Source organism: Teichococcus aerofrigidensis, from assembly GCF_054073225.1.
Genome location: NZ_JBSXMU010000018.1, coordinates 39,488 through 47,899 on the forward strand (window position 1 = coordinate 39,488; position 8,412 = coordinate 47,899).

At 71.8% G+C, this 8,412-nt stretch carries 7 protein-coding genes; 4 read left to right on the forward strand and 3 right to left on the reverse strand.

The window, feature by feature from the left end; translation table 11 throughout:
- Positions 1 to 17 precede the first annotated feature (17 nt).
- Positions 18 to 1,010: a lipid A deacylase LpxR family protein gene (locus ACVMLK_RS06635; RefSeq protein WP_457485938.1), complete on the reverse strand. Its 993-nt coding sequence runs from the start codon at positions 1,008 to 1,010 to the stop codon at positions 18 to 20.
- A gap of 127 nt (positions 1,011 to 1,137) precedes the next feature.
- Here ACVMLK_RS06635 and ACVMLK_RS06640 point away from each other — a divergent pair, with 127 nt between their 5' ends.
- Positions 1,138 to 2,337 (forward strand): MFS transporter, encoded by a 1,200-nt coding sequence (locus tag ACVMLK_RS06640; RefSeq protein ID WP_457485939.1) that lies wholly within the window; start codon positions 1,138 to 1,140, stop codon positions 2,335 to 2,337.
- A gap of 65 nt (positions 2,338 to 2,402) precedes the next feature.
- Here ACVMLK_RS06640 and ACVMLK_RS06645 read toward each other — a convergent pair whose 3' ends face one another.
- Both ACVMLK_RS06645 and ACVMLK_RS06650 read right to left on the reverse strand, forming a co-directional pair.
- Complete coding sequence (locus tag ACVMLK_RS06645) at positions 2,403 to 2,879, reverse strand: YqhA family protein (RefSeq protein WP_457485940.1); 477 nt, start codon at positions 2,877 to 2,879, stop codon at positions 2,403 to 2,405.
- Between the two features lie 132 nt (positions 2,880 to 3,011).
- Positions 3,012 to 4,253 (reverse strand): MFS transporter, encoded by a 1,242-nt coding sequence (locus tag ACVMLK_RS06650; protein WP_198365813.1) that lies wholly within the window; start codon positions 4,251 to 4,253, stop codon positions 3,012 to 3,014.
- A gap of 392 nt (positions 4,254 to 4,645) precedes the next feature.
- On the opposite strand from ACVMLK_RS06650, the gene ACVMLK_RS06655 reads away from it, so the two are divergent.
- From ACVMLK_RS06655 to ACVMLK_RS06665, 3 genes are all read left to right on the forward strand, one after another.
- Positions 4,646 to 5,188 carry a sigma-70 family RNA polymerase sigma factor gene (locus ACVMLK_RS06655; protein ID WP_422921800.1) on the forward strand — a complete coding sequence of 181 codons (543 nt, stop codon included), beginning with the start codon at positions 4,646 to 4,648 and terminating at the stop codon, positions 5,186 to 5,188.
- The gene (locus tag ACVMLK_RS06660) at positions 5,185 to 5,877 is read left to right on the forward strand and encodes an anti-sigma factor (RefSeq protein ID WP_198365811.1); all 693 of its coding nucleotides are present in this window, start codon (positions 5,185 to 5,187) and stop codon (positions 5,875 to 5,877) included. Before ACVMLK_RS06655 ends, ACVMLK_RS06660 begins: the two co-directional genes overlap by 4 nt.
- A gap of 1,169 nt (positions 5,878 to 7,046) precedes the next feature.
- Positions 7,047 to 8,339, forward strand: coding sequence for a hypothetical protein (locus ACVMLK_RS06665; RefSeq protein WP_457485941.1), 1,293 nt, complete (start codon positions 7,047 to 7,049; stop codon positions 8,337 to 8,339).
- The last annotated feature ends 73 nt before the right edge of the window (positions 8,340 to 8,412 follow it).

Consider the following 8,412-nt stretch of genomic DNA (forward strand, 5'->3'; position numbering starts at 1 on the left):
TCGTTACGACCGGTATCCTAGAACGGAATGGTCAGGCTGATCGCGCCGAAACTCTGCCCCCCCTTCTGCTCGCTGAACTCCTTCGACTGCCAGACCTGGGTATAGGCCAGCCGCATGCCGCGCCAGAAGACGGCCAGTCCCGCCTCGATCTCGCCGACCACGGGCCGCCGATCGACACTGGCGCTGTCGCGCCAGGTGCTGCCGTCGAGGAACAGGTTGCGCGCCACGCCGCGCCCTCCGATACCGCCGAAGACATACCAGCCGAAGGCCTGTCTCGGCCGTCCCGGCACGCTGTCCCCGAGGGAGGGCCGCAGGCGGGACGGGCCCCAGTCCGCATCGAGCGCGTCGCCCAGGCGGAAGGTGATCCCGCCGCCGGCATAGGTATGGGCCGTTCCGAGCGACAGGGTCGCGGCCGGGATGATCTCGGTGTCGAAGGTGCCGAGACGGCCCGTGGAAACCCGCCAGTTGCGTTCCGCCAGGACGCCGAAGGTCGGCTCGTCGCGCAACTGTGTGTCCCAGCCCTCGGCGTGGTACTTGTTGATGACGTCGTGCCAGCGGTTCTGGATGAACTCGCCGCCGGCGCCGGGGCCGACCAGGCCGAGCTGGAAGGCCAGCACGGTGCGTTCGCGCTCCGTGGCCCGCTCCAGGCCGAGCGTGAGGGACAGGTGGCCGGCATAGGGGCGGTCGCGGGGATCGGGACGCCGGTTTCGGATGTCCTCCGGCGTGAAGATCGCCTGGTCGAGCGACAGGGACCATCGGAACGCACCATCGCCGAGCAGCCAGTCGAACTGCCGGTCGAGCCAGGAGAGAGCGGCGGGAGGCGCGCCGACGGGCGAGGTCCAGCCCAGCCGCAGACCGTTGGTGTAGTAGCGGTCCGTGCCGCCCCACATGTCGTTCTCGTTGAGCAGTGTCAGCACGCCCCGGTCCTGGGGCGCTTCCGCCGGCCCTTGCGCCCGGGCGGCCGATCCTGTCATCAGGCCCACCGTCAGGACGGACAGCAGGCAGGCCATGGCCCGAGCCGGCGCGCGCCGTGGGGGAGGATCCGCGACATGGCGCTTGTCCTCGGCGGGGCAGTCTGATCGGGTTGGGAATGCCGCGGAAGCAGCTCTGTGGTTCATGATCACGAAGGAGTCCCCGGTGCGCGCACAGCTTGGCACCCTGATTCTGGCAACCAGCCTGATCCAGCTGGCAAACGGCTTCTTCACGACGGTGGTCTCGCTGCGGCTCGGCATCGAATCCTTCGATCCCGCCTTTGAGGGTATTGTCCTGAGCGCCTATTTCATCGGCTTCACCATCGGCGCCGTCTCCTGTGGCCGACTTCTGCAGAGGATCGGCCATATCCGATCCTATACGGCCTTCGGGGGCATTGTCATCGCCGCCACGGCCGCGATGTCGGCCGTCAGCGACCTCGCCGCCTGGAGCGTGTTGCGCGCCGCGATCGGTTACGGCTGCGCCGGCCTTTTCGTGACGACGGAGAGCTGGCTGCACGCCAAGGCGCCCCGCGCGATACGGGGCCGGGTCTTCGCCTTCTACATGGTCGGCACCTTTCTGGCCCTGGCGGTCGGCCAGCTGCTCATCGCCTCCTTTCCTGTCGAGGGCAGCCTGCCGTTCAGCATCATCTCGGTGACCTTCGCCCTGGCGCTGATCATGGTGAGCACCACGCGCGCCGAGCCGCCACCGCTCACCGTCGAGGAAGGGCTGACCTACGGCGAACTGCTGCGCGCGGCGCCGCTGGCCGTGCTGGGATGCTTCATCGCCGGCATGGTGGGCGCGACCTTCTACGCCGTCTTCCCGGCCTGGATGCTGGTGAACGACATTCCGCAGACGACCATCTCGCTGTTGATGCTCACCGCCGTGCTGGGCGGATTCGCCTTCCAGGTCCCCGTCGGCCTGCTCTCGGACCGGCTGGACCGGCGCCTGCTGGCGGGGGCCCTCGCGGCGGGCGTGGCGGGCACCGCGCTCGCCCTGAGCATCGCGCCGAAGACCTTCGCCGCGATCCTGCCCCTGGCGGCCCTGCTGGGCGGGTTCATGTCGGCGCTCTACCCGGTCTGCGTCTCCCACGCGATGGACCACCTGCCGGCGGAACGCGTGGTCTCCATCAGCGGCCGCATGATCCTGGTGAGCGGCATAGGCTCGGCCTGCGGGCCGGTCTCCGCCTCCTGGATCATGGGCCACCTCGACATCGATGGCGTCCTGTACCTCATGGCGGGCGCCGCCGGGGTCCTGATGGCCGCCTCGCTGCTCCGCGCCGCCACGCGGGCCGAGCCGGAACACGAGGAGCGGCCTTTCGCTGTCGTCGCGCCACAGTCGATCCAGATGGCGCCGGACCTGGGGTGATCCGCCGGTGATCCCCGCCAGGCGGCATTCCGGACCTCTCCTGAAGGCGCCCGGAATGCCGCGCGTCAGTCGTCGCTCCTGCGGCTCTTCACCAGGAAGAACACCAGCGAGGCGATCACCAGGGCGCAGGCCGCGCCGAAGGATGCGATGCCCAGATCGCCTTCCCAGGCGACCGCCTCGCGCAGGAACAGCACCGCCAGGACCGCGATGACGACGCTGATGAGATTGTCCTTGAGATCCTCCAGGTTCTGGAGCCGCAGCCAGGACGGGCGGGGCAGCTTCTCATCGATGAAGAGCGTGTAGAGGCCGATGCTCGTGATGTAGCTGGCGATCGCGATCAGGAAGACGTCGATGGCCTGGATGACCTCGACGGCGAAGATCTTCATCACCGTCTGGTTCACCTCTCCCCGCTGCGCCAGTTCGATCGCGGAGGCGATCGTGACGGCGCTCTGGTAGAACAGCATGACGAAGGAGCATGCCAGCGTCACGGCGAAGGGGATGATCATGATGAAGCGACTGACGGAGAGAAGGCGCTGGATCATGTGACCCTACCCTTGCAAAACGGGGCCGCGGCAGGCCTCGCGCCCGCCTGGTTGTCTGCTCCGTTCCGCCGCCAGCCTGGACGGGCACGACGGAACATCGATCCTGCGGCCCTAGCACGCCGCCCGGCGGCGCTAAAGAACCAAACCCGCCGGGGAAGCCGGCACCCGTCCGGCGGCACGCCGCCCCCGCAGCAGCAGCCAGGCGACGATCAGCACATTCGCCGCGTTCCAGATGACGCCGTTCAGGAAGGCGGCGGCATAGCTGCCGGTCAGATCGAAGATGACGCCGGAGAGCCAGCCGCCCAGCGCCATCCCCACCAGCGTCGCCATCAGCACGATGCCCACGCGCGTCCCGACCTCCGAGGCCGGAAAGCTCTCGCGCACGATCACCGCGTAGGACGGCACGATGCCCCCCTGCACCACGCCGAAGAGGGCCGAGAGCATGAACAATGAGGCCAGGCCGTCGAAGAACAGGAACAGCGACAGGGCCAGCCCCTGCAGCACCGAGCCCAGAAGCAGCGTCGCCAGCCCGCCGATCCTGTCGGCGATGAGGCCGGAGCCGATGCGTGACACGATGCCGCAGGCGAGCATCACGGAAAGCATCTCCGCCCCGCGCGCCACGCCATAGCCGAGGTCGCCGCAATAGGCGACGATGTGCACCTGCGGCATCGACATGGCGACGCAGCAGGCCACGCCGGCGCAGCAGAGGATCGCCGTCAGGCCGTTGCGCGAGAGGCCGAGCGGGCGGGCCCGTCCCGCCTCGCCCGGGCCTTCGCCGTCCCGCGATCCCGGCGCGCGGGCGCGCAGCACCAGGGCCAGCGGCAGCATCGTCAGCAGGCAGATGCCGCCCACCATCATGTGCGCCACGCGCCAGCCATGCGCGCCGATCAGCCAGGTCAGCACCGGCGGCCAGACGACACCCGCCAGATAGTTGCCCGAGGCCGCCAGGGCCACGGCGGTGCCGCGCCGCCGCCGGAACCAGAGCGAGGCATCGGCCACCAGCGGCGCGAAGGCGGCGGAGGCGCCGAGCATGCCGATCATCAGACCCTGGGCCAGGGTGTAGAAGGCCAGGTCCGGCGCCATCCCGGCGAGGACATAGCCGGCGGCCAGCATCACGGTCGCGCCCATCAGCGGCCGCATGGCGCCGAACCGGTCCGTGAGCCGCCCCATCAGGATGCCGCCGGCGCCGAAGCCCAGCATGGTCAGGGTATAGGGCAGCGAGGCGGCGCCACGCGTCACGCCGAACTCGGCCTGCACATAGGGCAGCGCGACAATGACGGACCACATTCCCACGCCGCCCAGCATGGAGAGCGTGATGATGGCGGAGAGACGAATCCAGGCGGTCCGCGAATCCAGCAGGGCCTCGCCCGTCATGCGGCCGGCACCGGGAGAAGGCCGGCCGCACCGGGCCGGGACGGCGCCCCGCGCGCCTCGAACACGTTCATGTCCTGCGTTTCCCTCGCCATCGCCGGTCCGTGCCGGGCGTTGGCCGCAGTCTGCGGCATGGCGGGGGGCCACGCCAGGGCCGCGCCGGAGGCGGGGAAATTTTCGTTTGCCTTCATCCGCCGGTTGCTGCGCCATCGCGGCGGCCTCCCCTGCCATCCCTGCGGGCCCAAGGTCGGCGGCGCCATGCCGGAAGGATGCGGACCGCTGGTCCAGCCAGGCGGCACGGCCCTTCCCCGCCGCCCATCAAGCAGATGTCAGGCATGCCTGCCCTTGCGCTCCCGGCGAAATCCGTCTCGCCTCCCGGAAGCGGCGGAGGGCGCATGGACGGTCAGCACCAGAGCATGGAGTTTCTGCTCGCGGATATCGCGCGCGGCCGCCGGGACGCCCTGCGGCCGGTCTATGATGCGCAGGCCAGCCGCATGTTCGGCGTCGCCATGGCGATCCTGCGCGACCGCGAGGCCGCGGCCGATGCGGTGCACGACGCCTTCCTCAAGATCGCGGGCCGTGCGGGCCAGTACGATTCCGCGCGCGGCCCGGCAGCCGCCTGGATGATGGGCATCGTCCGCAACGCGGCGCTGGACCGCGCCCGGGCGCGCGGGCGGGAACTGCCGACCGACGACCCCGGCCTGGGCGACGCGGCGCTGGAGCCCCGCGTCCTGGAGGGGATCGCGGAGCAGGAGGACGGCCGGCGGCTGCAGGAATGCCTGGACCAGCTCGACGCCCATCCTCGCGGCGCCATCCTGCTGGCCTTCGTGCACGGCCTGTCGCATCCGCAGATCGGTGAACGGCTCAAGGCGCCGCTCGGCACGGTGAAATCGATGATCCGTCGCGGCCTGCTGCGGCTGCGGGAGTGCATGACATGATCCCCGAGGATCGCGAGGAGAGAGATCTGCTGGCCGCCGAATACGTGCTCGGCACGCTGGAGGCGCGCGAGGCGGCGGCACTGGAGGAGGCCCTGCCCGGCGATGCCGGGCTGCGGCAGGAGGTGGACCGGTGGCGCCGCCGGCTGGCGCCGCTCTCCCATCTGCAGCCCGCGCTCGACCCTCCCCCGGCGCTCTGGCCGCGCATCGAGGCCTCGCTGGCGGGACTCGGGCCGGCCCCCTCGCGCGCCGCGCCGCGCCGGGAGAAGGCCGGCTGGATGTGGCGGGGCTGGGCGCTCGGCAGCACGGCGCTCGCCGCCGGGCTGGCCGCCTTCCTGTGGCTGCGGCCGGCGCCGGAGCGCCTGACCACCGTCCTGCTCACCCAGCGCGACCAGCCGGCCTGGCTGGTCGAGGCGCAGGGCGGCGCGCTGCGGCTGGCCGCGCTCAATCCGCAGCCGGTCGATCCGAGCCGGGTGCTGCAGCTCTGGGCGCTGCCGCAGGGCGCTACGGCACCGACCTCGCTCGGCCTGATTCCCGGGGACGGCAGCGTCACGGTTACGCCGGGCGGCCTTGCGCCGTCTCCCGGCATGCTGATCGAGATCAGCCTGGAACCTCCGGGGGGCTCGCCCACCGGCAGGCCGACGGGACCCATTCTGTTCATCGGCCGGCTGACCGCCGTCGGGGGCGCATGAACCCGGTGCCCCCCGACGGAACGTCATCCCCGCCAAGCCGGCAGGCCCATGAAGGGGCAATGAATTGTTCCAGAACAACGGCTTACAGTTTTTTACCCAAGAAGTTGTTCTCGGCCTGATTCCAAACCCCGTCATCTCTGTCCGCTCGATCTTCCTGTCGCCGGCCGACCTTCCCCGATCACGGCATCGCGATGACTGCATCTGATCTTCCTCTCCCGCCGTAGCCCCGGGGCGGTCATTGGCGAGAGGAAGAACAACTTGGATACGGCGCATCGCATCCGGCCTGCCTCCTCCGCTTCCTCAGGGGATGCAGGACGGCTTTCCCCCCGCGCGCCGCGCCCGGCGATCCCCGCCTTCGGCCAGGCGGCACAGCCGGACCCGTCGCAGGTGGTGCTGCCCACACCGGCGCCGTCCACGGCGCATCTCGCTGCCTGGCATGCGGGGATCGGGCGGCCCGCCGCGGCCACGGCCGCACCGGGGCCCTATCCGGGGCCCTATCGGGTCGTGCGGTCGGGGGCGGCGCCGGTGGACCGCTCCGATCCGCCCTGGCGGCGGCCGGCGGGATGGGTGGGCCTGGGCCTGGCCGGCTGCGTGCTCGGGGTGGCCATGGTCCTGGCCATCCCATGGCCGGGCGACCCACCCGCCGAGCCACTGCGCCGCTGGGCATCCGGCCTGGCGCCGCGCGCGCTTCCGCCGCCGCAGGACCTGAGCTCCATCGCCCCTCCCGCCGTGATCGCTCTGCCGATTCCCCCTGTTCCGGGGGAGGCGCCGGCGGAGGCTCCCCTGGACACCGCGCCGGGGCTCAACGCCCTGGCCGCGCCCGTCCCGGCTCCGGACATGCCGCCGGGGCCGGAGAACGCGACGCCGGCTCCATCTCCCGGCCCCGCCTCGGCGCCACTGGCGCGGCCGGATGGGCCGGACAGGGCCGGCCCGACCCCGCCCCGGTCGGCCTCGCCCCGGCCGGTGCCATCCGCCCCGGTGAGCTCGCCGGGCCGGGCAGCTCCGGCGCCGCCGCGGTCCGAGGCCCTGGCGGCCTGCCGTGCCACGATCCTGCGCGCGCAGTTGGGCGAGGCGCTTGGCGCAGCGGACCGGCAACGGCTGCGCGATGGCTGCGGCGAGCGGCAGCCCTGACCTCCATCCAGACCACGAAGCCTCCGGAGATCCGAGCCATGTCCCCCCCTGCCCTGTTCCCCCCTGCCCTGTTCCCCCCTGCCCTGTTCCGCGCCATGTCCTGCCTCGGCCTCCTCGGCCTGCTGGCCGGATGCACCACCCCTCCCTCCCCCGAAGCCGCCGCCCCGACCCTGCCCATGCGGGTGGCGGAAGCGCCGAAGCCGCCCAGGGACGCCCAGACGCTGGACGAGGCGGTACGGGACCTGACCATCGCCCTGTTCGACCGGGCACGGATCGACCCGCCAGGCCCCTCCGGCCGGCATCCTCTGGTGATCGATCCGCTGATCGACCGCGCGACCGGCATCCAGACCGGCGCGACACGCGGGATGGAGGCGCGGATGGCGGAGATCATCGGCCAGCGCTACCCGGACTATGCCCTGCAACCCTTCGGCACGGAGAGCCTGCGGGCAAGGCCTGTGGTGCTGATGGGCGCCATCACGCCGGTCCCGGGTCCGGGCGTCATCCCGGCGAGCAGCGCGCCGCGACCCGGCACCTATCGCATCTGGGCCGTGCTGGGCGATCTCCGCACGGGCAAGGTCGTCTCGCACGAGACCGCCTGGGTCCGCGCCGAGGCGGTGGACATGGCGCCGACCGGCTTCTTCCGCGACAGCCCCGCCTGGTCGCCGGAGGCCATCACCGCCGCCTACCTGCAGACCTGCGCGCGCGATCCCGGCGAGCCGATCGATCCCCGCTACCTGGAGGCCTTGCCGGCCCAGGCGCTGATCGCCGATGGCATCCGCGCCTATGAGGACGAGCGATACGCCGCCGCGCTGGCCGCCTATGAGGCAGCCGTCGCTCTGCCGGGCGGAAGCCCGATGAAGGCCCGCAACGGCCTCTATCTCAGCAACCGCGCCCTCGGCCGCGCGGAGGCGGCGGAGGCGGCCTTCGGCCAGGTGGTGAAGCAGGGCCTGGACCAGGGGCGGCTGGCGATGAAGTTCCTGTTCCGCCCCGGCACGCCCGCCTTCTGGCCCAACCCCGAGATCAGCGGCGACTATCCGATGTGGCTGCGCCAGATCGCCGCGCAGACCACCCCGCGTGCCGTCTGCCTCGACCTGACCGGCCATTCCAGCCCGACCGGCACCGCCGCCTGGAACGAGCACCTGTCCGCCGGACGGGCCGAGACCGTGCGCCGCGGCCTTGTCGCCCGCGCGCCGGAACTGGAGCCGCGCTCCACGGCCACCGGCCTGGGCGCGGCGGCGCTGCTGATCGGCACCGGGACGGACGATCTCTCGGATGCGCTCGATCGCCGGGTGGAGTTGCAGCCCCGCGCCTGCAGGATCGCGTCGCGGTAGGCGTTGACCGGGCGGGGGGGGGGGGCCCGGGGGGCCCCCCCCCCCCCCTGAAACAAGCAGTGGGGCTCACCCC